Here is a 20,904-nt window from a genome sequence, read left to right on the forward strand (position 1 = left end):
TTTTAAATCAACGCCCAGCCATGTGCTGGGCGTTGTTTATTCTAGCGCTTGGAAAGAGGGCTTTTAGATAGAGACCCTAGGGCGTTAGGTTCGTAAAACCACTTTCTGTCACTGCCACATTATCTTCAATACGAATACCGCCACATGGCGCAAGCTGATCGACGAGCTGCCAGTTAATGGGTAGGTCAGTATTGCGCAGCGGGGCGAGCAGCATGTTGATAAAGTACAGCCCGGGTTCAATGGTCACTACCATACCTGGGCGCAGCGTGCGCGTAAGCCGCAGCGCTGGGTGCTGTTCTGGCGCCGGGGCGGGAGTGCCATCCGGATGGCGTAACCCGGCCACATCATGCACTTGAAGGCCCAGCGAGTGACCCAGCCCATGAGGGCAGAACGCCCGCGTAACGCCTTCCGCAACCGCTTGTTCGGCGGTACCTTTAAATAGATCGTTAGCCACCAATATTTCGCCTAGCTGCTGATGCATCTGCTCGTGCAGTGTTACAAAGCTAACCCCAGGCGCAACGCTGCTAACCAGTTCTTTCTTTAAAGCCTGCATAGCGGTGACCAGCTCGCCAAACGCTACAGGGGCATCGGGGCCTGCATAAGTGCGGGTAATATCAGCGCAGTAGCCGCGAAAGCGGCGGCCCGCATCGACTAGCAGGCTGTAGCGCTGTTTAGGCGGCTGAAGGTCGTAGTGTTGATAATGCAGAACGCCTGCATGCTCATTTAGACCGATGATATTCTGATAGGGCACGTTTGACTCGCGCTGACGACTGGCAGCTAAGTAGGCCAGCTGAATATCCAGCTCACCGGCGGCGCCAATAAAGGCTGCCTGGGAGGCCTGATGACCCGCTATTGCTAAGCGGTTGGCTTCACGGAGACAGGCAACCTCATAGGGCGTCTTAAACAGCCGTAATTCGTCAAGGGCATGTACTAGCCGCTCAGGGTGTCGCTCGGCTTTTAGTGGCTGAAGTGTGCAGGTGGGAAGACGCTCGATATCGCCAATAACGGCGGCATTCCCCGAAAGCGGCAGGGAGATTTTGTCACTGCCGGTTTCGTTACTATCGATTGTGTTACTAGAAAGGTGAACATCGAACGCCTCTACCCAGGGCTCATCGGGTAGCTGAGTGGGCAAGTGCCAAAAGTCGGCGGGCGCATACAGATAGAGCTGTGGGCGCTCTCCCGGCTGAATAATCAACCAGCTATGCTGCACATCGGCTAAACCCACCCAGTGCATAAAGTGCCCGTAAGCCTGAAAAGGGGGCGTGTGGTCATCCGCAAAGTGCTCACTGGCATGACCGCTGTAAATTGCCAGGCTATCGAACCCGTGGTCAGTCAAAATGTCTGAATAAGCACGCTGTAGGTGCGCTATATGATCATGCTGTAGGTTAAATAGGGTGGTTGACATACAAAGCTGTGGCCTCTCTTAAGTAAGCTTTCGCAAATACGCATTCATATACGTGGCGGCGCAAGTTCGCTCCACAGGCTATCCAGCTCCGCGTGGCGATGATTTTGATGACGGTATAGCCGTAGCTCCATAGGCACATCCCAGCGACTATCGCCTGCTCTTACCAGTGAGCCTTGAGTAAGCTCAGCAGCGACATTACGTTCAGGCAGCCAACTCATCCCGTAGCCAAGCACTACCAGTTCCTTAATGCCCGCCGCGTAGAGGTTTTCACTTTGTGCGGTTAAATACGTTGTTTGAGGAAGCCTGGCTAAATGTGCTTTAACCGCAGACCCCAACAAACCGCGTTTTGGATAGGCCAGCCAGGGCAGTGGCTGGTGGCGCGACCCAGGCAGCAACGCACGGGGTTCCCCCTCTGGGGTTAACCCCGTCACTGGAATGAGTCGCTCATGACCAATCACTCGATAGTTGCAGGCACTGGTGTCGATATCCAGGTCGCAGCGCCCAATCGGCCAGTAACAGATAGCCAGGTCACACTCGGCCCGGGCTAAGGCTTGAAAGTAGTCATTGGCCACCCAGCCGGTCGCCCGCAAATAGGGCTGCACGCGATCTTGCCAACCTGTTGCCGTCAACCATTCTGGTAAAAAGTGTGGCAACAGGCTCTGGGGTGCTGCCACCATGATACGGCGCTGCTGGCCAGCATTAATTTCGCGTACACGGTCGCGGGTCAGACGCACGCGCTCGGTGACCTGCTCACACAGGGTCAAAAACTCCTCCCCGGCCGGGGTGAGCGAAAGCGGCAGCGTTTGACGATTAATTAGCGTCACGCCCATCTCCTCCTCGAGCAGTTTAATCCGCCGGGAGAAGGTGGGTTGCGTAACGTTTTGATCATCTGCGGCGCGTGAGAAGTGCCGCGTTCTGGCCAGGGCGATAAAATCTTCTAGCCAGCGAATTTCCATGCTCTTCCTCTCAGCGCCTGGTTTCGCTGTATCAAATATGACGCCCGTTTCATAGGCGCCCCTCCTCAACAGCGTGGCACGCCACTCGGGTTCCGTCATCCTGGGTTTGCAGCATGGGGATCTCTTGCTTACAGCGCGCATTGGCATGGGGGCAGCGTCCATGGAAAACGCATCCGCTGGGTAGATTAACCGGGGTCGGCACTTCGCCTGTAAGACGAATATGCTGAGGGCGGTCATCCTTCAAACGCGGAATCGCCGAGAGCAGCGCCTGGGTATAGGGGTGGCGCGGTTTTTCAAACAGCGTGGCCGTGGTGGCAATTTCGCACACCGTGCCTAAGTACATCACCGCCACCCGGGTGCCAAAATGTTCCACCACTGCCAAGTCGTGGGTAATGAACAGATAGGTCAGGTTACGCTCTTGCTGGGCTTCCATCAGCAGGTTGAGCACCTGGGCTTGAATCGAGACGTCCAGCGCTGAAATAGGCTCATCGGCAACGATAAATTCCGGGTCGACGGCCAAAGCGCGGGCAATGGCGATACGCTGACGCTGACCGCCGGAAAATTCGTGGCCAAAGCGCTTACCCCAGTCCGGGTCGATACCCACTGAGCGCATCACCTCTTCAACCTTGTCAAGAACCTGCGCGCGTTTCCAATCAGGGTGGTGCAGGCGCAGTGGCTCTTCCAGGGTTTGTTGAATGGTCATGCGTGGGTTGAGCGACGCATAAGGATTCTGGAAAATCATCTGCATGCGCTTGCGATAGGGCAGCAATTGGCGCGAGCTTAAATTGTCGATGCGCTTGCCGTCGTAGCGGATCTCTCCTTCTGATGGGGTAAGCAGCCCCATGACGGTGCGCGCCACGGTGGACTTGCCGCACCCCGATTCGCCAACGACACATAGCGCTTCGCCGCGTTTGATATCCAGGTTGACGCCGTTAATAGCGTGAACGTGCTCCTGGTGACGCACCAGCTTGCCGCCCTTGAAGCGCAGCTGATCAAGGAAATCCCCGGAGAGCGAGAAGCGCTTTTTCAAGTCGCGAATCTGCAGCAGCGAATCAGCGCTCTCTTCGTTTTGACGGGGAGTAGGATTAGGGCTGTCCGTTATGGCCTCAGCGTGCGCACTCATGAGGTTTCCTCCTTCAAACGGCGGTCTTCGAGCATTTCAGCCACCATATGACACGCCACACGGCAATTGCCGGATTCGACAAATTCTGGCACCTGCTGGGTGCAGGCGGGGCGGGGCTGACCATCGGCACGATTGATAAAATCGCAGCGAGGATGAAACGCGCAGCCGCTCGGCAGGTTAGAGAGAGACGGCATGCTGCCACGAATCTGATTGAGCTTCTCGCCGGGCGTTGCCATCTGTGGCAGGGCGTTGATTAACCCCTGGGTGTAAGGGTGCTGCGGGTCGTTAATAATCTCCCGGGTTGGCCCTTGCTCGATCACCCGACCAGCGTACATGACCAGCATCCGTTGGGTGACCTGGCTGACCACGCCTAGATCGTGGGTGATCAAAATCAGTCCCACGTTATGCTGCTCGCAAAGATCTAGTAGCAGCGCCATGATTTCGGCCTGGATCGTTACGTCGAGTGCCGTGGTAGGCTCGTCGGCGATAATTATGTCCGGGTCGAGCAGCAGCGCAATGGCGATAATGATCCGTTGGCGCATACCACCGGAAAGCTCGTGGGGGTACTGATCCAAGCGTGTTTCCGGCGAGGGGATTTGCACCTGCTGGAGTTTGTCCAGGGCAATGGCGCGAGCCTCTTTGGAAGAGATGCGTCGGTGCGCTTTTAAGCACTCGACCATCTGTTCGCCAATGGAGAGCACTGGGTTGAGCGTCATCATCGGGTCTTGGAAAATCATTGAAACGCGATTGCCGCGCACTTTTCGCAGACCGCGTTCAGACATGCGGTTAAGCACCTGACCGTCAAAGGTCACCGTGCCGCCGGCGATAAAGCCCGGTTTGGCAATCAGGTTGAGTAGCGAGAACGCAGCGACGGATTTGCCCGCGCCGGACTCACCGACAATCCCCAGGCGCTCACCACGCTCAAGGCTAAAGCAAATATCACGTAGGGCGTGAACTTCGCCCTGGCGCAGCGCAAAACGGACATCGAGGTTGTTGACTTCAAGTAGTGCCATGGTGTCCTCAGCCTTTGTAGAGTCGTGGGTTCATGACATCACGTAGCCAATCGCCGAGTAGATTGATCGACAGCACCAGCACCACCAACACGGCACCTGGGATCAAGGTGATCCACCAGGAGCCCGACTGAATATAGTCAAAGCCTGATTTGATCAGTGAGCCCAGCGACGGGTGCGTCTCTGGCATACCCAGTCCCAAAAACGATAGCGCCGCTTCTGAGATAATCGCGTTGGCAATCTGCACGGTGGAGATAACAAAGATCGGCGACATGGTGTTAGGCAGCACGTGGCGGAACATGATCCGTTTGCTGCGTAGCCCCATCACCCGGGCGGCATCTACGTACTCTTTGTTTTTCTCTGCCAGCACCGAGGCGCGAACGGTACGCGCATACTGTGGCCATTCCGCAAGGCCGATAATCAGGATCAGCATCATCACCGCGTACTGGCTGTAGAAGGCGCTACCCATGGTCGCTTTGACCAGGGCGCCCACTACGATGGCGACCATTAGCGTCGAAAATGACAGCTGAATATCCGCCAGGCGCATCAAGATAGAGTCAACGCGTCCGCCCAGGTAGCCTGCCATGAGGCCGAAGGTAACCCCTAACAACGCCTGCAAAATGACTGCGCCGAAACCGATTAGCAGCGAAACACGGGTGCCATACAGCACGATTGACCACAGATCACGCCCTTGGGCGTCGGTGCCCAGGGTGTAACGCTCATCGGCGCCGTCGATCCAGAAGGGCGGCAGCTCAGATGACATAATGTCGATCTGCGCGAGGTCGTAAGGGTTCGTAGGAGCCAAAAACGGTGAGGCAAAAGCGGCGATGACCATGCAAATAAACACGGCCAAGCAGAGCTGGGCTGTGCGGTCACGTTTAAAGCTATACCACATATAAGAGTCGCGTAGGCGTGCCCAGCGGCTGGGTGGAGCGCTCGCTGGGGAGGAATTAGGTGTCATACTCATGCGGGCTTCCCAGTCAGTTTAACGGTGGGGTTAACCATGCCGTAGATGAGATCCACGATGGTGTTGGTGACAACAAAAATCACGCCGACAATCATCAGGTAGGTCACAATCAGTGGAATATCGGCGCGGTTGATCGCGTCCAGGAACATCAGCCCCATGCCGGGCCATTGGAAAACGGTTTCGGTCAAGATGGTGTAAGCCACCATGGTGCCGATCTGTACGCCCCCTACGGTAATCACCGGCAGCATGGTGTTCTTAAGGGCATGGACGAAATAGACCCGGCGCATGGAGATCCCTTTGGCGCGGGCGTACTTCACGTACTCCGACTGCAGGACTTCCATCATTTCGGCACGAATCAGGCGGATAAACAGCGGTAGCATAATGGACGCCAGAGAGACCGCCGGTAGCACCAAGTGCTGTAAACCGTTCCAGGTGGCCAGGTTGGTGTCCCAGTTGCCCACCACGTTGACGAGGTCGTAGCCCCGGCCGAAGGAGGGCATATTGCCTTCCGTCGAGAAGAAGTCATTTAGCCAAGCGCCCCAGCCAGTGCTCTCGGGGAACAGTGTGACGGTAACGCCAATGGCGAAAATCTGAATAAGCACAATGGCGGTCAAAAACACCGGGATCGAAATGCCGATGATCGACACGCCCATAAACAAGCGTGAAATTGGCGAGCGCGGTTTAATGGCGCTATACACCCCTATGGGGACTGAAAACAGCACAATAATCAGCGTTGCCGCAAATACCAGCTCCAGAGTGGCGGGTAAGTGGCGAGCAATCACTTCTAACGCTGGTTCGCGGTAGAAGTACGAGTAGCCAAAATCACCTTGAACGGCGTTTTTAGCAAAACGGGCGTACTGCACCAGGAAGGGGTCATTGAGGCCTAAACGCTCGCGAATTTCTGCGCGCTCACTTTCCGGCACTGACTGGCCGACCATCTGCTGTACGGGGTCACCCAGGTTGTCCTGAATGGCGAAGGCCAGCACGCTGATGACAAACATCACCAAAATCGCGTGCATCAGCCGCTTGATTAAAAAGGCAATCATGGCGTACGCCACCTATGTGAAGGGTTCATCAAAAAGAGTAGGGGCATGCTATACGGAGTGTTCACTACCGCTAACCGTCACAAAAAAGGCTTCGCCCCCTAACATTCAGGGAGCGAAGTATCCTTGCGGTTAACTCACTTGCCGTTAACTATTAGGCAGTTAAGGCTGCAGTGACTCGTTTGGTTTAATGCTTAGTCGTCACTACGGTTGATCACCAGGTCACCCAGGTAGGGGAAATCCAGGGCATTCACCACTGGCTCAATCTCAACGCCGTCGGCGGCAGCGTAGGCAAGATTCTGCCAGTGCAGCGTGATGTAGCCGACGTCTTCGTAAAGCATGGCTTCGGCTTCACGCAGCATTTCGTTGCGTTTTTCCAAATCGGTTTCGCTATCGGCTTCGGTGACCAGCGCGTCGATCTCTTCGTTGCAATAGCTGCCGTAGTTGTACTGGCCAGCGCCGGTCTCTTCATCGATGCAGAAGGAGAGGTACTGGAAGAAGTTAGCGGTGTCTTCGGTATCCGCGTGCCAGCCGATCATCGCCATATCGGATTGGCGGGTATCGTACTCAGGCCAGTACTGCGCTAGTGGCATGGTGCGCAGGTCAACGTCAATGTTGATTTGTGCCAGCATGTTGGCGACCGCTTGGGCAATCTGGGCATCGTTCACGTAACGGTTATTGGGGGCGATCATTTCAACGCTGAAGCCCTCTTCGTAGCCCGCTTCGGCCATCAGCTCCTTGGCGCGCTCGATATCGTAGCGCGGTGTTAAATCCGGGTTGTGACCGGAGTAGCCCTTGGGTGAGAACTGCCCCGCCGGTATGGCGAAACCACGCATCAAGCGATCGGCGATGCCTTCCTGGTTAATAGCCAAATCAACCGCCTGGCGAACACGGGCATCCTGGAAGGCTTCAACGCGCTCTTCGTTCATTTGGAAGCCAATAATGCGTGTACCGTCTACTTCTACCAGATTAACGCCATCGGCCTCGCGTACGCGATCCAGATCATTGGGTGGTACGGCATCAATAAAGTCGACACCGCCGGAGAGCAGGGCGGCAACCCGTGAGGCGTTCTCAGCGATCGGGGTCATAACAATGCTGGTCACATTGCCTTTGCTTTCGGTATCCCAGTAATCTTCAAAGCGTTCAAAATCTACCCGTACACCCTGGCGGCGGTCAGTGACCATGAAGGGGCCAGTGCCAGAAACATTACGCGAAGCAAAGGAGTTGCCTGCTTTAACGATCTCAGCTTTGTCGTTGCCGCCGTCGGTTTCACCACTATAGAACTCGCTATCCATCGGGAAGATGTAGGTAGCCAGGTTAAGTAGCAGCGGGTAAGGTTCGGTGGTGACAATCTCAACGGTGTAGTCGTCAACGGCTTCAGCGCTGGCAACCGGCTCAAAAATAGCGCGGTAGTCAGGGCTCTCTTTTAGACGCTCAATGGTCCATACCACGTCTTTGGCGGTAAATTCGTTACCTGAGTGGAAGGTAACGCCTTCGCGCAAGGTCATGCGCATGGTGGTTTCGTCAACCTGCTCCCACTCGGTGGCTAAGCGCGGCTCAAACTCAAAGTCCTTTGTCCAGCGTACCAGCGGGTCAAATGCCATATGAGAAAAACGCAGTACGCCGCCAGAAAGCTGCTCGTGAAGATCAAGTGTTTCGGGGTCAGCAGAGTAGCCAATGCGCAGGGTTTCAGCGCTTGCAGTCATCGGCAGCAATGTCGTACCCGCTACCACTGCACCAATTACGGAAGCCAGTAAGGTTTTCTTGAGCGTCATTATCGTTCCCTTAGGTCATTGTTTATTGTTCGTCTTGCCGCCATTTCCGAGGCTGGAAGCACTCCTTCAGCCAGAAAGCACCGGCAAAACAGACACGGTCAGTTCGTATACCTGTTTACAACACAGGCGTACAGCCTAGGCTTACAACATAGAGAGTGCCTATTGCGTCATACAATCGAAATAATGACAGGCATCATTCGTCTACTGAATGATGGGGCTAATAGCGGTGTGCTGATGGCTTGATTTAAGACGAAAGTAGTAAGTGAAAAGCGACACATTACAGGACGGAAAAACCATATGTGGAAAAAAATCGGGATAGTGTTGATCGCTTCATGGCTACCTATGAATGGTTTTGCCACTGAGACTGTGGAGCAACGTACCTCTGATCAAGGGGAAGCTGGGCGCGCAGTACCAGAAATAGCAGGAGTGCTAGATGATGAATTACACGAGTGGTTCGTTTTAAGCCATGGCAGTGACTCAAATGCCTCCTTCGTGGAATTAGGCGACGATATCAACATTGATATCACTGGCTCTGTTGACAGTGAGGCATGGGAAAGTGATGAGGCGATCTCGATTAGCCTGACCGTAGCTGAAGAGCAACTGACCAATGCAGTGGTTATCTACTCCATTGGAAGCTCTATTTCCCCACCACTATTCACCTCGGAAGGAGGCGATGTGGCAGTCACACTGACTCACTATGAACGTACCAGCCAAGCGGTTCACGTGGCTGGAAAAATAGAGGGGGTAATGGCGCTGCAAGTCGCGTTGGGTGAACCACCAAGCCTTGAAGAGGGCATTGAGATTGACGTGGCATTCGAGGTGGAGGCACAAAAAATAGAGTTTTAACCCGCCAGGTCGACTTACGCCGACCTAGTGAAGAGGCCTCGGTTGGCACCCATTTCAAATAGAGGGGGTTTAGCCAAAGCGCTGATGTAACCAAGCGTTAATAGTGTCAGATTCGTACATCCACTCTTCACGCCCATCGTCGTGGTTGATTCTCAAGCAGGGCACTTTGACCTTGCCGCCCCCTTCCAGTAGCGCCTGCTTATGGGCCGGATCAAGTTGCGCATCACGTACTTCAATATTTAAACCCAGGCGTGCTATCTCTTTGCGCACCTTGATGCAAAAAGGGCAGGTGCGGAATTGGTACAGTGCGAGGTTCTGGCACGCTTGATCCACTTTAGCTTGCTCTTCAGGGGTGCGCTCCACTGACTTAGGTGTAGATAGTTTCTCGGAAATCAGCATGACCGGGGCAAGCACCAAGCGAAGGCCACGGAAAAAATAGCGAATTAAAATGCGCATTGAAAGACTCCTTTGCTGATGCTGGCTCACATCAGTGTGACGAGTGGTAAGAAAGTGATGGTCATCATTAGTAAACAGTGGCCGCATCCTGCAACAACTAGAGGGATTTGTCACTTGAGAGGTGCATTGCCGCCGTTTTAGCGATGAGGAGATGAGCAAATAGTGTCAACATGCTAGGCTAGCTAGCTATTTTTACGCCATTTTTTTGGCTTTTATTGAATTAGTTTACTGGCGATTAACGGGGCGAGAGCCATGCATCTGCATATTATGGGTATCTGTGGCACCTTTATGGGGAGCCTGGCGCTGCTGGCGCGTGAAATGGGGCACCAGGTGAGTGGCTCCGATCAGAACGTATACCCACCGATGAGCACCCAATTGGCTGATGCGGGCATCACCTTAATGCAGGGCTATCACGCAGAGCACCTGTCGCCATCGCCGGATCTTGTCGTGGTGGGCAATGCTCTGTCACGTGGCAATGACGAGGTTGAAGCGCTACTTAACAGCGGCTTGCCGTATACCTCGGGTGCGCAGTGGTTGGCGGAGCACGTGTTGCCCGGTCGGCGAGTCATCGCTGTAGCAGGTACCCACGGAAAAACCACCACCGCGAGTGTATTGGCTTGGCTGTTGGAGAGCGCTGGCTTAACGCCGGGGTTTTTAATTGGCGGGGTGCCGCGTAATTTTGGCGTCTCGGCACGTTTGGGTGATCCTAAAGCGCCGTTTGTAGTGGAGGCTGATGAGTACGACACCGCCTTCTTCGATAAACGCTCCAAGTTCGTTCACTACCGTCCGCATATCGCCATCCTCAACAATCTTGAGTTTGACCACGCCGACATCTTTCCCGATCTGGCCGCTATCGAGCGGCAGTTCCACCACCTGGTGCGTACTGTGCCAAGCCAGGGCCACCTATTGGTTGCCGATGAGCAGCCTGCCCTTGAGCGTGTGCTGAACCAGGGCGCTTGGTCACCGGTTACCCATTTTGGCGATCAGGTTGCGAGTGAATGGCAACTGGTTCTAGAGCGCGCCGATGCTAGCCGCTTCCAGGTGATTTATAGCGGGGACAAACATAGCCAGTCGGGAGGTGGCCAAGAGCAAGACGGGGTTGTTGAGTGGCAGCTCACCGGCGAGCATAACGCCCGCAATGCATTGGCAGCACTAGCAGCGGCGCATTTATGTGGGGTTGATTTAGCCCGCGGCTGTGCAGCATTGGCGCGCTTTGAAACACCCAGAAGGCGCCAAGAGGTGCGCGGTGAAATCAATGGCATTCAGGTTATCGATGATTTCGCCCATCATCCCACGGCGATTGTCGCCACGCTCAAAGGGCTACGTGCGGCAACTACAAAAGGGCGCCTGCTGGCGGTGGTTGAGCCGCGTTCTAACACGATGCGTTTAGGTGCGCTGCGCGAGCGGTTAATTGAAAGCGTGGCTGACGCTGATGGCGTGTTTTGGTTTCAGCCCGCGGGGCTTGACTGGTCGATGGACGAGCTGGTCGCCACTCAAGGCGCGCGTGGCCAGCTGTTTAGCGATATTGATACGCTGGTGGCAGCTGTGGTCACTCAAGCGTCACCTTTGGATCGCATTGTGGTGATGTCCAACGGCGGCTTTGAGGGGGTGCATGAACGCCTGCTCGCCGCATTGGAAGCAGCCAAGGAGGGGAAGCGTGATAGCTAGAGCTGACACCGCATTAAAAAAGCCGATTACCGTGGCTCTCACCGGCGCGTCAGGGGCTCAATACGGTTTGCGCTTGATCGATGTATTAGTCGCCGCAGGTCATGAAGTGTGGGTAATGATTTCCAAAGCCGCGCACATGGTCATCGCCACGGAAACAGATATTGAGCTACCCGCGCAGCCTCAGCGTTTAGTCGAGGCGCTGAGCAAGCGCAGTGGGGCGCGGCCAGGTCAGATTCGCTGCTTCGGCCGCGAGGACTGGATGGCGCCGGTGGCGTCAGGCTCTGGTGCGCCCTCTGCCATGGTGGTGTGTCCGTGTTCCACCGGTACGCTTTCTGCCGTGGCAACGGGGGCCAGCAATAACCTGATTGAGCGGGCAGCGGATGTGGCGATTAAAGAGCGTCGCACGTTGGTGCTGGTACCGCGGGAAAGCCCGTTTTCGCCGATCCATTTAGAGCACATGCTGGCGTTGAGTCGTTTGGGTGTGGTCATCTTGCCGGCAGCCCCAGGATTTTATCACCGCCCACAAAGTATTGATGATCTGATTGATTTTATTGTCGCGCGTGTTCTCAACCAGCTAGGCATCGAGCACTCGCTGGTTCCTCGCTGGGGTGAGGTCGTAAATAAGGATGACTGATCTATGATGTCGTGGGCCACGCTTTCGGTTTTTGTGCCAACGTTTCTGTTCGTTTCGCTAACCCCCGGCATGTGCATGACCCTCGCCATGGTGCTGGGCATGACCCAAGGCGTTAAACGTACGCTGTGGATGATGATTGGTGAGTTACTGGGCGTAGGCTTAGTGGCCGCCGCCGCTGGCGCAGGGGTGGCTGCGTTAATGCTGCGACAGCCAGAGCTGTTCGTGCTGTTCAAGTGGGTGGGCGGCGCCTACCTGGGTTATTTGGGCATCATGATGTGGCGCTCACGTGGGCGCATGGCGATTCCCAGTGAGCTGGATGCGGGGCCTCCCGCAAGCCCCCTGCAGTTAGCCATGCAAGGGTTTGTCACCGCGGTCGCAAACCCCAAAGGGTGGGCGTTTTTTATGGTGCTGCTGCCGCCTTTTTTGGATAGCAGCCGCCCGCTGCCAGGCCAGCTTAGCCTGCTGATCGCGGTCATTTTGAGCATTGAGTTTGCCAGCATGCTGGTCTATGCCACTGGCGGTAAAACGTTGCGCAATGTGTTGGGTAAAAGCGGCAATGTGCGTTTGCTTAACCGCATCGCCGGAACGCTGATGATTGGCGTTGGTTTATGGTTGGCACTGGGGTAGGTAGATAGCCTTTAAACGGGTGGCAACAGCCCTACTCGAGCGCTGATAAGCACCAGCGATGCCGCGCTGAGCAGTAGCCAAGGGCAGGGCCGCATAGACGGGCGTGGCTGCTGTTGCCAATGCAGCAGTGTGAGCGCGCAGACGACCAAACCGAGTAGGGCGCCGCCCACCAGGTCACTGAACCAGTGTACGCCTACTGCCAGTCTTGATAGCGCCATGGGCAGCGCCAGGGCGAGTGCTATCCAATATACCCAAAAGCGTTTTTGACGAGGCATCTCGGCCGCCACGAAGGCTGCTGCAAGGCCAACGAGCACCACGGCAGTTGACGTGTGGGCACTCGGATAGGAGTAAGAGCCCATCAAGTAGTCCGGGGTCTCTGGACGAGCACGTCCAAATAGCCCTTTGCCCACTGTGTTCAGCAGGGCGACACCGGCAAAAGCGCCACACCAGTGCAGCAGAGCCTCCCATCTCTTACTCACCAGCATCCACGCCATCCAAGGCAGCATCAAAGCGATAATGCCCAGGGTGTCGCCAATTCGGGCAAATATATTCCCTGCTAGGTAAGAAAAATCACTCTGCAACATGGTAAACAATTGCTGAACCATCAGATCCATTTCCAGCGGGCCACGGTGGGCAATGATCAGTAATGTCCAGCCAGACAGGCTACCCAACGCTATTACCAGTAGTAGTAGCGAGGCCAAGGGCACATCACCGGTTTGGCTCATCGCCAGCCATGGTCGACGCAGCAGCGGTAAACGGCGAATGCTTCCGGCAATCGCCCGGTAAAGCCGCCCATGTCTTGTCGCTTGATGTCGGCCCCATGAGAAAATCACGGCAAGCGCGACAACTATCGCAGCGAATATGAGCAGTGCCGTCTCTAAGCCTGGTGGTAGATTTAGATGGTGCTGCCAGGTGCGCCCCAGCAAGTACCCGGGCAGTACATAGGCTGGCGCCCACAGCGCCGCAGAGGTTAGGTTGGCCCAAACAAACGTCCTTGGTGACATCTGCATCATGCCTGCCACCAGTGGAATAATTGGCCTCACCGGGCCGACAAAACGGCCAATAAACACCGACCATATGCCATAGCGCTCAAAGAAGCGCGCCCCGCGACCTAACCATTCGGGATGCTGAGACAGTGGCCATCTCTGTGTGACCTGTTCTCGATGCTTGAAACCTAACGAAAAACTGATTCCATCGCCTAAAACAGCGCCAATAAAGGCGGCACCGATTAACCAGGCAAGGCCGATATCCTGGTGGCCCGCCAGGGAAGCTGCGGTGGTGATCAACACCACTCCTGGCACCAGCAGCCCCACTAGGGCAAGTGACTCGACTAATGAAATGACCAACACCAGGCAGATGATAATCGGCGGTGATGGCGTTAATGATTGGAGCATATCAGCTAGCGGCACAGAGCACTCCAGCGTCAGAAAATTGAATTGAAAAAACCAGGCTAGACGTTGGCTAGGGCGGCGCCGCGTGCTTCCAGGCGCTTTACATAGTGCTCGAAGTATTCTGTACGGCTAGGTAGACAGGCCGCAATGCGTGCTTCCAATTGGCCGGTTTCTACTAATACGCACTGTGAAAGTGCTCTTTGCAAGCGTTCGCGGACTAGCAGCGCACCGCTTTCGCTCGTGTCAGGTAGCACGAGCCAAAAAGTGGCACTGTCGGCGCGCCCAAGCACGTCATGGTCGCGGCAACGGCTATTCACTTCGCCGCACAGCGCCCCCAGCAGTGCCGATTTTGCCCGGTGGCCGAACTGCTCTTCTGCCATATCCAACTGCGGTAAATGCAGCACCAGTACCGCGAGTTGCTGATTGAGCATTGCCGCGCGTTGGAACTCGCTGTGTAAGCGCTCTTTTAGCGTGTCAATATGGTAGGCACTGCAGTCGCTGTCATTGGGGTCTGTTGCCCGCAGGAGAGCCCGGCGACGAGCATGCTCCCAGCGAGGGAGGGCGAGAAGCAGCGTCAAGGCCGCATAGCCAACGATAATGGCCGGTGGCGCCGAGGAGACCGAGGGGAACAGCCACCACAATGGCCCAGCCCCGATATTGATCAGTAACGCGGCCCATAGTGGTAACAGTAAAAAAGCAGCAGTAATCGGCAGGCCTAGCCAAATAGGCGATACCTGAGGCTGATAATAGAAAGCACCCAACACTACCGAATTGATTGCGCAAAGTAGGATAATGCGCGGTAGGTAGCTTTTTACCCCATGCCCGATATGCATTAACAGGGCCGACATAAGCAGCAAGGTCATAAAGGTGGGGATCAACAGGTCGCGGTAATCTCCCATGGCATACAGCCAGAGTGCGTATCCGGCCATAAGTGGGATACTGGCGGTGTAGGCGAGCGTCATTAATCGCTTGGGAATGTGAATGTAGTGCTCGGTCATATTGTCTCTCGCACCCGTTCAGCCGGTAGCTTACTGATCTCATGCACCGAAAGCGTTGCCGGTTCGATATCAATTAACTCAAGGTGTTCGCTGGCGATATTGTCGGGTAAGTCGGCGAGTAGTAGGCGGCGACGTTGCGAGGCTTCTTTAGGTGAGCTGGCGAGAATCAATGTTGCCAGTGTTGTGCTGCTTAAGCGGTAAACGTTTTCAAAATCGTAGGTTAGCTCGCACAGTTTTTGCGCCGTTGGCCATAGCTGGTGGCGTTTTACATGTAAAATAAACAGTTCTGCATGGACACCTTCCCGCTCACAGCGCATTTGTTCCCGGCTAATATCGCGCAGCAACTGCTCACCAGCCCATAGGTTAAGGCCGGGAATCAATCGCAGGCGTTGACGAATCGAGCCATTCATATCGATAAGCTGCTGTGCCCTGGAAAGAGCAAGCAGGCCCAGTACCAGCAGAGAACAAATCAGCAGAATAAAGGCAGGCCCATCCAGCAGCGGTGCTACCATTACAGAACTAATCAGCCCAGCGCTGAGATTGAAAGCAGCTACCCAATTATTTTGTGGCAGCATCAGCATTGCAGCCCACGCCCAGATTAAAATGCCGTGCCGCTCTGGGGCAGCAGCAATTAAACCCAGTAGCAGGGCGCCAGGCACAATTTGCCACGGTAATCCCCGCGAGCGGCGGTGGCTAAAATCAAGCATTAGCGCGGTGATGAATAACCATCCGACGGATAGCCACAGCACTAGGGCCGCAGCGGGGGGCGTTGCAGGTGTCCATAATGCCAGGGCTACGGCCGCGGCTAGAAGATTGGCACGTAACAGGCGGATTTTGTACTTGCTTTGCATGGTGACTTACTATTCGTCCTGAATAACCAGATGTATCTCATCAAGTAAAGTAATTGTAGGATAATAAAGGTGCCCGACACACATTAGCGCCTTAATCGTCCTCAGTATAACGGCGAAATGACGTAACATAAGCAAAACGTATAAAACAGCTGCATTCGGCTAATTAAAAAATTACAGCACCCTTCCGCACGGAGACACTATGAGCGCTTCAACACCGTTCCAAGACGAGGCCCTTCAGCATTTATCTGCCGGAAATGTGCCCGCCTATATGCAGGCCTTGGGGCAGGCGGCGCGGCGTGCCGCTAGCGAACTGCGCAGGGCGGATACAGGGGTAAAAAACCGTGCTCTGTTGGCCATGGCGAAACGCTTGACTGAAGCGCGAGGCCAAATACTGGATGCCAACGCTGAGGATTTACAGCGCGGCCGCCTGAGTGGTTTGGAGAGCGCGCTGTTAGATCGTTTAGCCCTGAACGACGCACGTATTGATGCCATGGTTGAAGGCTTGCATCAGGTAGCGGGTTTACCCGACCCGGTGGGCGAAATTGGCGATATGCGCTATCGGCCTAGCGGCATCCAAGTGGGGAAAATGCGCGTGCCCCTAGGCGTTATTGGAATTATTTACGAGTCGCGCCCGAATGTGACCCTGGAAGCTGCAAGTCTGTGTTTGAAATCAGGCAACGCCTGTATTTTGCGCGGCGGCTCGGAAGCCAGTCAGTCAAATGCTGCCATTAGCGCCTGTATCCAGTTGGGTTTGGCTGATGTGGGGCTGCCCGCCGGTAGCGTACAGGTCGTTGCTACCACTGATCGCGCGGCGGTGGGGGAGATGATCAGCATGCCGAAATACGTTGATGTGATTATTCCTCGCGGTGGCAAGTCGTTGATTGAGCGTATCAGTCGCGATGCCCGCGTGCCGGTCATTAAGCATCTCGACGGCGTATGCCATGTGTACATCGATACTACCGCTGACCCTGCCAAAGCGTTAGCCATTGCTATCAATGCGAAAACCCATCGCTACGGCACCTGCAATACCATGGAAACGCTGCTGGTGGATGCCCCGATTGCGGATCTGCTACTGCCTGAGTTAGCCCGCGCTTATGCCGAACATGATGTAGAGCTGCGTGGCTGCGAGCGAACCCAGGCACTGTTGCCCCAGGCTGCAGCAGCCGAAGAGAGCGATTGGTATGCCGAATATTTGGCCCCCGTACTGGCCATAAAAGTGGTCGATGGTATCGATGAAGCGATTGCTCACATTGAGCAGTACGGCTCTCACCATACGGATGCGATTGTTACTCAGGATTACTCGCTGGCTCGTCGCTTTATGGCGGAAGTCGATTCCAGCTCGGTGATTGTTAATGCTTCGACCCGCTTTGCCGATGGTTTTGAGTATGGGCTAGGCGCCGAGATTGGCATTTCTACCGACAAACTTCACGCCCGAGGGCCTGTGGGGTTAGAGGGTCTAACCACGCAGAAATACGTGGTATTCGGTGACGGTCAGGTGCGTGAATAGGGTGTTGTTGTGAACAGGGTGCTGTTGGTATGAATGGTTTAGCTGTGGATAGGGATCTTGCATGAGTCAAACGGCGCTACGCATCGGCATGTTAGGCGGCACCTTTGACCCTATTCATCTGGGGCATTTGCGCAGTGCCGTAGAGCTATATGAGGCGCTGTCGCTTGATCGGCTGCACATGATACCCGCTCAACAGCCGCCGCTTCGCGGCCGCCCCCAGGTCTCTGCGAAACAGAGGTTGGCACTACTCAATGCGGGCATTGGCGATACCCCCGGGCTGGTTGCCGATGACCGCGAGCTGCGGCGTGAAGGGCCCTCTTATAGTGCCGATACCCTGGCCGAGCTGCGTGCCGAAGTTGGTGATCAGGCACGATTGGTGATGGCGATTGGTTTCGATGCCTTCTTACGACTCGCCCAGTGGCACCAGCCGGAGCGCTTGTTCGAGCTTGCCCACCTGGTAGTGATTGCCAGGCCGGGCTATAGCGATCCGCTACCGGCATTATTAAGGGAACTGGTCGAGCATCGCAGAGTCGATAGCGTAGAGGCATTGATGCAGCAGCCCTATGGCAGTTATTTGCCGCTGGAATTGCCATCGCTCATGGCGATCTCAGCGACCTACATTCGTGAGTGTTTAGAAGCGGGGAGAAGCGTGCGCTATTTGCTACCAGACCCCGTTGAACGGGCCATTGAGCAAGGCGGTCTTTATCGTCAGCGCGAATAGCGCTGGCAGTCACCAAAGAAGCCGTTACAATGGCCGGCTTTATTGACCGATTAACCCCTTAAGGTTGTCTTTAGGAGTCATGCACATCGATACATTGAAAACTCTAGCGGTTGACGCGCTGGAAGAACTAAAAGCACGTGACATTACGCAGTTGGATGTTGCCAAATTAACCGAGGTTACCGACCTCATGCTGATTGCCAGTGGAACCTCCACACGCCATGTGGCTGCGCTGGCGCAAAATGTCGTGGAAAAAGCCAAGGCCGCAGGGCTTGGGCCGCTGGGCGTTGAGGGTGGTGATGACGCAGACTGGGTGCTGGTCGACCTGGGGGATGTGGTTGTCCATGTGATGATGCCCGAAGCACGCACCCTGTATGATCTGGAGCGGCTGTGGGCCGATCTGCCGAGCGACTCGGGTGCGATTGGTGAGTCCCTTGAGCGCTTTCATGAGCGAGCCGGCATGTCATGAGGATCCGGCTGTTAGCGGTGGGAAGCAAAATGCCCGGGTGGGTAGAAGAGGGCGTCGACACTTACCGCAAACGGCTGCCGAGAGATTTTAATCTCGAGATAGAAGAAATTGCCCTCGGCCAGCGTGGCAAAAACGCAGATATCGCGAAAGCGCGCGCCCAAGAGGCGCAGCGTATTCGCGATAAGCTGCGTGGCGACGAATACGTGGTAGCCCTGGAAGTCAAAGGTAAGCCATGGACCACCGAACAGCTGGCACAAGAAGCCGACGCCTGGCGCATGGCCGGGCGCGATATTGTGCTGCTTGTGGGTGGGCCCGATGGTCTTGAGCCCTCGCTATCGGCGATGGCTGATAAAAAGTGGTCGATCTCCCCGCTGACGCTGCCCCATCCGCTGGTGAGGATAATGCTGGCCGAGCAGCTCTACCGCGCCTGGACATTATTGATAGGTCACCCTTATCACCGCTAACGGCTGACTGACATGGCGGGCGATCACTGTTATGGCCTGCTACGCCTTTTGTTTGATTTGATTGTTTGATTTGAGAGTCATCGTTGCCATGCTCAAGCGCCCCAACACGCTAAAAAACTCCGAGCAAGAACTGCGTATTTTTCGTGTTAGAGCGCTACTCGCGGTGCTAGTGGTTTTTACACTTGCCGGCTTGCTAACGAGTCGCTTGGTTTATTTACAGATCGTCCAGCATGATATGTACAGCACGCGCTCCGAAAATAACCGGGTGCGGGTCGAACCGCTGCCGCCGAACCGCGGTTTGATCTATGACCGAAATGGCGTGCTTCTGGCTGAAAACCGTCCTACCTACAACCTCACACTGGTACGCGAGCGTGTCGATAACCTGGACGAAACCCTGGCGCTGCTGGTGGATCTGCTCGAGCTGCCAGAGGAGGAGATTGAGGCATTCAATGTGCGTTCACGCCAACGCCAGCGTCCCTTTCAGCCTGCACTACTTACCAGTGACCTAAGCGAAGAGCAAATCGCGCGTCTGGCGGTTAACCGACACCGCCTTCCTGGCGTTGAGATAGAGGCCCAGCCGCTACGTTACTATCCCGATGCAGAAATAATGGCGCACGCTTTAGGCTATGTTGGCCGTATTAACGCGGAAGAGATGGAAACGCTGGATGCGGGCCGCTACGCGGGCACCCACTTTATTGGTAAAACCGGTATTGAGCGTTTTTACGAAGACGAGCTGCACGGTCAGGCAGGCCTACGTAAAGTTGAAACGAACGCCCGTGGACGGGTGTTGCGCGAACTTGGCCGCACCGATCCGGTGCCGGGGGCGAATCTAACGCTAACCTTGGACAAGTCGATGCAGATGCTGGCCTATGAGCTGCTGGATGGCCGTCGCGGCTCTATTGTGGCTATCGTGCCGGCAACCGGCGAGATCCTGGCGATGGTATCGACCCCAGGGTTTGATAGTAACCAGTTTGTCACCGGAATTGACGTTGCCTCTTATCGAGGTTTGCAGGAAGACCTTGACCTGCCGCTGTTTAATCGCGCTATACGTGGCCACTATCCGCCAGGCTCCACGATCAAACCTTTTCTAGCCCTGGCGGGCTTGGTCGAAGGGGTCATCACCCCAGACAGCACTATCAATGACCCTGGTTACTACCAATTACCTAACGATTCCCGTCGCTACCGCAACTGGCTGCGTTGGGGGCATGGTCGTGTCGACCTGGAGCGCTCCCTTGCCGTATCCAATAATACCTATTACTACACGCTGGCCCATGACCTGGGCATCGATAATTTGCATGAACAAATGAGTAATTTTGGCTTTGGCCAGCGCGTGGCTCATGACGTACAAGGAGAAAGCACCGCTTTGATGCCCTCGCGAGACTGGAAGCGTGGCCGCTTCAACCAGCCCTGGTACCCCGGCGAAACCCTTTCGGTGGGGATTGGTCAAGGCTATTGGCAGGTGACGCCTCTTCAGCTTGCCAGCGCCACGGCAACGCTGGCCAATCGTGGCCACTGGGTGAAGCCGAGGCTGGCGCGTCAGATTGGTGACACTCCCGTCCCCCGAGATCTGCCAGATACCCTGGATGATATACAGCTGTCCAATGACAACTGGTGGGACAGGGTATTCAGTGGCATGGAAAAAGTGATGAGTGGCCGTGAAGGTACTGCTCGCAGAACCGGTGTCGGCCTTGAATACCGTATGGGCGGTAAATCAGGTACGGCGCAAGTTTTTTCACTCGGTCAGGATCAGCGTTACAACGCCGACCAGCTGGCCGAGCGGCTACGTGACCACGCGCTGTTTATGGCCTTTGCCCCGCTGGATGATCCTCAGATTGCCGTCTCTGTCATTGTCGAGAATGCAGGCGGCGGTAGTACCCATGCGGCCCACTTGGCGCGCGCCATGACGGATGCATGGTTGCTCAAAGATGACGCCCCCGGCGTTGAGGAAGTGCGCGAAGTGCTGGAAGAAGATGATGCCAATGTGGAGGGCAACTAA

The 20,904-nt window shown here is 55.5% G+C and carries 20 protein-coding genes; 9 read left to right on the plus strand and 11 right to left on the minus strand.

The window, feature by feature from the left end:
* Nucleotides 1-76: 76 nt before the first annotated feature.
* The 7 genes from pepQ to QT231_RS12865 form a co-directional block, all read right to left on the minus strand.
* The gene (pepQ, locus tag QT231_RS12835; protein WP_308337250.1) at nucleotides 77-1,405 is read right to left on the minus strand and encodes a Xaa-Pro dipeptidase; all 1,329 of its coding nucleotides are present in this window, start codon (nucleotides 1,403-1,405) and stop codon (nucleotides 77-79) included.
* Nucleotides 1,406-1,449: 44 nt separating this feature from the next.
* Nucleotides 1,450-2,361, minus strand: coding sequence for a LysR family transcriptional regulator (locus tag QT231_RS12840; protein ID WP_308337251.1), 912 nt, complete (start codon nucleotides 2,359-2,361; stop codon nucleotides 1,450-1,452).
* A gap of 49 nt (nucleotides 2,362-2,410) precedes the next feature.
* Nucleotides 2,411-3,484, minus strand: coding sequence for an oligopeptide/dipeptide ABC transporter ATP-binding protein (locus tag QT231_RS12845; RefSeq protein WP_308337252.1), 1,074 nt, complete (start codon nucleotides 3,482-3,484; stop codon nucleotides 2,411-2,413).
* Nucleotides 3,481-4,497 carry an ABC transporter ATP-binding protein gene (locus tag QT231_RS12850; protein ID WP_009287009.1) on the minus strand — a complete coding sequence of 339 codons (1,017 nt, stop codon included), beginning with the start codon at nucleotides 4,495-4,497 and terminating at the stop codon, nucleotides 3,481-3,483. The genes QT231_RS12845 and QT231_RS12850 overlap by 4 nt, the downstream gene beginning before the upstream one ends.
* 7 nt (nucleotides 4,498-4,504) lie before the next feature.
* Complete coding sequence (locus QT231_RS12855; RefSeq protein WP_308337253.1) at nucleotides 4,505-5,461, minus strand: ABC transporter permease; 957 nt, start codon at nucleotides 5,459-5,461, stop codon at nucleotides 4,505-4,507.
* Nucleotides 5,458-6,507: an ABC transporter permease gene (locus tag QT231_RS12860; RefSeq protein WP_308337254.1), complete on the minus strand. Its 1,050-nt coding sequence runs from the start codon at nucleotides 6,505-6,507 to the stop codon at nucleotides 5,458-5,460. Before QT231_RS12860 ends, QT231_RS12855 begins: the two co-directional genes overlap by 4 nt.
* Nucleotides 6,508-6,698: 191 nt before the next feature.
* Nucleotides 6,699-8,279, minus strand: a complete 1,581-nt coding sequence (locus QT231_RS12865) for an ABC transporter substrate-binding protein (RefSeq protein ID WP_308337255.1) — start codon at nucleotides 8,277-8,279, stop codon at nucleotides 6,699-6,701.
* A gap of 297 nt (nucleotides 8,280-8,576) precedes the next feature.
* Here QT231_RS12865 and QT231_RS12870 point away from each other — a divergent pair, with 297 nt between their 5' ends.
* Nucleotides 8,577-9,125, plus strand: a complete 549-nt coding sequence (locus QT231_RS12870; protein ID WP_308337256.1) for a hypothetical protein — start codon at nucleotides 8,577-8,579, stop codon at nucleotides 9,123-9,125.
* A 69-nt stretch (nucleotides 9,126-9,194) separates the two neighbouring features.
* Here QT231_RS12870 and QT231_RS12875 read toward each other — a convergent pair whose 3' ends face one another.
* Entirely contained in the window at nucleotides 9,195-9,581 is a 387-nt protein-coding gene (locus QT231_RS12875) for a glutaredoxin (protein WP_308337257.1), read from the minus strand.
* A gap of 252 nt (nucleotides 9,582-9,833) precedes the next feature.
* Between QT231_RS12875 and mpl the strand changes: the two genes are divergently transcribed.
* Genes mpl through QT231_RS12890 form a run of 3 tightly spaced genes read left to right on the plus strand, consistent with a single transcriptional unit; the run spans nucleotide 9,834 to nucleotide 12,510 of the window.
* Nucleotides 9,834-11,249 carry a UDP-N-acetylmuramate:L-alanyl-gamma-D-glutamyl-meso-diaminopimelate ligase gene (gene mpl / locus QT231_RS12880; protein ID WP_308337258.1) on the plus strand — a complete coding sequence of 472 codons (1,416 nt, stop codon included), beginning with the start codon at nucleotides 9,834-9,836 and terminating at the stop codon, nucleotides 11,247-11,249.
* Nucleotides 11,239-11,883 (plus strand): flavin prenyltransferase UbiX, encoded by a 645-nt coding sequence (locus QT231_RS12885; RefSeq protein ID WP_308337259.1) that lies wholly within the window; start codon nucleotides 11,239-11,241, stop codon nucleotides 11,881-11,883. The genes mpl and QT231_RS12885 overlap by 11 nt, the downstream gene beginning before the upstream one ends.
* Nucleotides 11,884-11,886: 3 nt before the next feature.
* Nucleotides 11,887-12,510, plus strand: coding sequence for a LysE family translocator (locus QT231_RS12890; RefSeq protein WP_308337260.1), 624 nt, complete (start codon nucleotides 11,887-11,889; stop codon nucleotides 12,508-12,510).
* A gap of 11 nt (nucleotides 12,511-12,521) precedes the next feature.
* On the opposite strand, the gene QT231_RS12895 is transcribed toward QT231_RS12890, so the two are convergent.
* From QT231_RS12895 to QT231_RS12905, 3 genes are read right to left on the minus strand one after another with little or no spacing between them, the layout of a single operon-like run.
* Nucleotides 12,522-13,919: a bifunctional DedA family/phosphatase PAP2 family protein gene (locus QT231_RS12895; protein ID WP_308337261.1), complete on the minus strand. Its 1,398-nt coding sequence runs from the start codon at nucleotides 13,917-13,919 to the stop codon at nucleotides 12,522-12,524.
* Nucleotides 13,920-13,960: 41 nt separating this feature from the next.
* Entirely contained in the window at nucleotides 13,961-14,899 is a 939-nt protein-coding gene (locus tag QT231_RS12900; protein WP_308337263.1) for a diguanylate cyclase domain-containing protein, read from the minus strand.
* Complete coding sequence (locus tag QT231_RS12905; protein ID WP_308337264.1) at nucleotides 14,896-15,750, minus strand: hypothetical protein; 855 nt, start codon at nucleotides 15,748-15,750, stop codon at nucleotides 14,896-14,898. The genes QT231_RS12900 and QT231_RS12905 overlap by 4 nt, the downstream gene beginning before the upstream one ends.
* Before the next feature lie 199 nt (nucleotides 15,751-15,949).
* On the opposite strand from QT231_RS12905, the gene QT231_RS12910 reads away from it, so the two are divergent.
* The 5 genes from QT231_RS12910 (at nucleotide 15,950) to mrdA (ending at nucleotide 20,904) form a co-directional block, all read left to right on the plus strand.
* Nucleotides 15,950-17,257 (plus strand): glutamate-5-semialdehyde dehydrogenase, encoded by a 1,308-nt coding sequence (locus tag QT231_RS12910; protein WP_308337265.1) that lies wholly within the window; start codon nucleotides 15,950-15,952, stop codon nucleotides 17,255-17,257.
* A 61-nt stretch (nucleotides 17,258-17,318) separates the two neighbouring features.
* Nucleotides 17,319-17,978 carry a nicotinate-nucleotide adenylyltransferase gene (gene nadD / locus QT231_RS12915; protein WP_308337266.1) on the plus strand — a complete coding sequence of 220 codons (660 nt, stop codon included), beginning with the start codon at nucleotides 17,319-17,321 and terminating at the stop codon, nucleotides 17,976-17,978.
* A 79-nt stretch (nucleotides 17,979-18,057) separates the two neighbouring features.
* Nucleotides 18,058-18,444, plus strand: coding sequence for a ribosome silencing factor (gene rsfS, locus QT231_RS12920; RefSeq protein WP_308337267.1), 387 nt, complete (start codon nucleotides 18,058-18,060; stop codon nucleotides 18,442-18,444).
* Nucleotides 18,441-18,908, plus strand: coding sequence for a 23S rRNA (pseudouridine(1915)-N(3))-methyltransferase RlmH (gene rlmH, locus QT231_RS12925; RefSeq protein ID WP_040480586.1), 468 nt, complete (start codon nucleotides 18,441-18,443; stop codon nucleotides 18,906-18,908). Before rsfS ends, rlmH begins: the two co-directional genes overlap by 4 nt.
* An 88-nt stretch (nucleotides 18,909-18,996) precedes the next feature.
* On the plus strand, nucleotides 18,997-20,904 hold the full coding sequence (gene mrdA, locus QT231_RS12930) for a penicillin-binding protein 2 (protein WP_308337268.1): 1,908 nt from the start codon (nucleotides 18,997-18,999) through the stop codon (nucleotides 20,902-20,904).

Source organism: Halomonas sp. SpR1 (genome assembly GCF_031010175.1).
Lineage (GTDB): Bacteria > Pseudomonadota > Gammaproteobacteria > Pseudomonadales > Halomonadaceae > Vreelandella.